Origin of the sequence: Streptomyces sp. NPDC000410 (assembly GCF_040300305.1) — a bacterium.
Taxonomy (GTDB): Bacteria; Actinomycetota; Actinomycetes; order Streptomycetales; family Streptomycetaceae; genus Streptomyces.
On sequence record NZ_JBEPDM010000139.1, the window covers coordinates 1 to 1,430 of the forward strand.

Annotated in this window: 1 protein-coding gene; it reads right to left on the bottom strand. The window is 70.1% G+C overall.

The window, feature by feature from the left end; all coding sequences use genetic code 11:
* Window positions 1-1,416: condensation domain-containing protein (locus ABT342_RS38110; protein ID WP_351584217.1), on the bottom strand; the 1,416-nt coding region annotated here is incomplete at its 3' end.
* Window positions 1,417-1,430: the final 14 nt, after the last annotated feature.

Consider the following 1,430-nt stretch of genomic DNA (forward strand, 5'->3'; position numbering starts at 1 on the left):
GGCCGGATACTCCGGATCCACCGGCAAATACCCGGCCCCCGCCTTCCACACCCCCAACACCGCCACCAGCATCTCCACCCCACGCGGCAGACACAAACCCACCACCGACTCCGCACCCACACCCTGACCGACCAGATACCGCGCCAGCCGGTTCGCCCGCGCGTCCAGCTCCGCGTACGAGACCTCCACCCCGTCACACACCACCGCCACCGCATCCGGCGTCCGCGCCACCCACCCCTCGAACAGCTCCACCACCGACACCGCCGGGACCTCGGCCGCCGTGTCGTTCCACTCCACCAACACCCGACGCCGCTCATCGGCATCAAGCACATCCACCGCGCCGAGCAGACGGTCAGGCGCACCGTCCAACGTCCCCTGCAAGGCGTCGATCAACCCTTCCACCACCGTGCGCAGCATCGCGCACACCGAGGTCGGGTCGATCGGGGCCACCGCGTCCACGGCAAGAACGAGCGCTTCCCCGTCGTCGTCGAACGCGATCGAGAGGGGGTAGTTGGTGCGGTCCTGGGTGAACACCATCCTGATGCCTTCAAGGCGTTCGTCCGTGTTCCCTGCCTCGCTCTGTCCGCTACGGCGCCCGGTGTTGTGCCGGTAGTTGAACATCGAGGTGAACAGCGGGGCGTCTGCCGGCACGCCGCTGGCCTGCTGCGCCACCGCGAGCGGCGCATGCTCGTGCTCCAGCAACTCGGCCAGCTGCCCGCGCATGGCGGTCACCGCCGCAAGCACACCCACCTCGTCCACGCGCGCCCGCACCGGGAGCATGTTCATGAACGGACCCGCCACCCGGTCCGCGCCGGCACCGGCATTCAGGCGCCCGAACAGTACGGTCCCGAACACCACGTCCTCACGGCCCGACACGGCTGCCAGCACCCGGGCCCACGCCACATGCAGCACCGTCGCCGGGCTGGCTCCCAGCCGACGGGACACCTCGCGTACGCGATCGGCCAGTTCCGATGAGAACGCCAGTTCCGACCTCACCACCCCGGCGCCATCACCGCGGGCGTCGACCAGCCCGAACGGTGCGGTCGGCTCGATGACGTCGCCCAACAGTTCCGCGAAGAACCGCTCGTGCTCGGACCGCTCCACGCCGCCCCTCGCCTGTGCGACGAAGTCGCGGAACGGCAGCGGCTCGGCCAGCTCGTCACCGCGCCCCGTCAGGAACGCGTCCACCTCGGCGAGCACCACCTCCAGGGCCGTGTGGTCCTGCACCATGTGGTGCATCCGCGCCAGCGCGAACCAACCGTCCGTGCCCGGCCCGGCCGCCACATGTACATCCAGCAGTGGTGCCCGGCCCAGGTCCATCGACAGTCCACCGGCCGCCATGAGTTCGGCCACCGGGTCGGTCGTCTGCGGATCCAGCGTCACTTCGTCGACCGGCAGTACGGCGTGGCGCCACACCACCTGAACCGGCT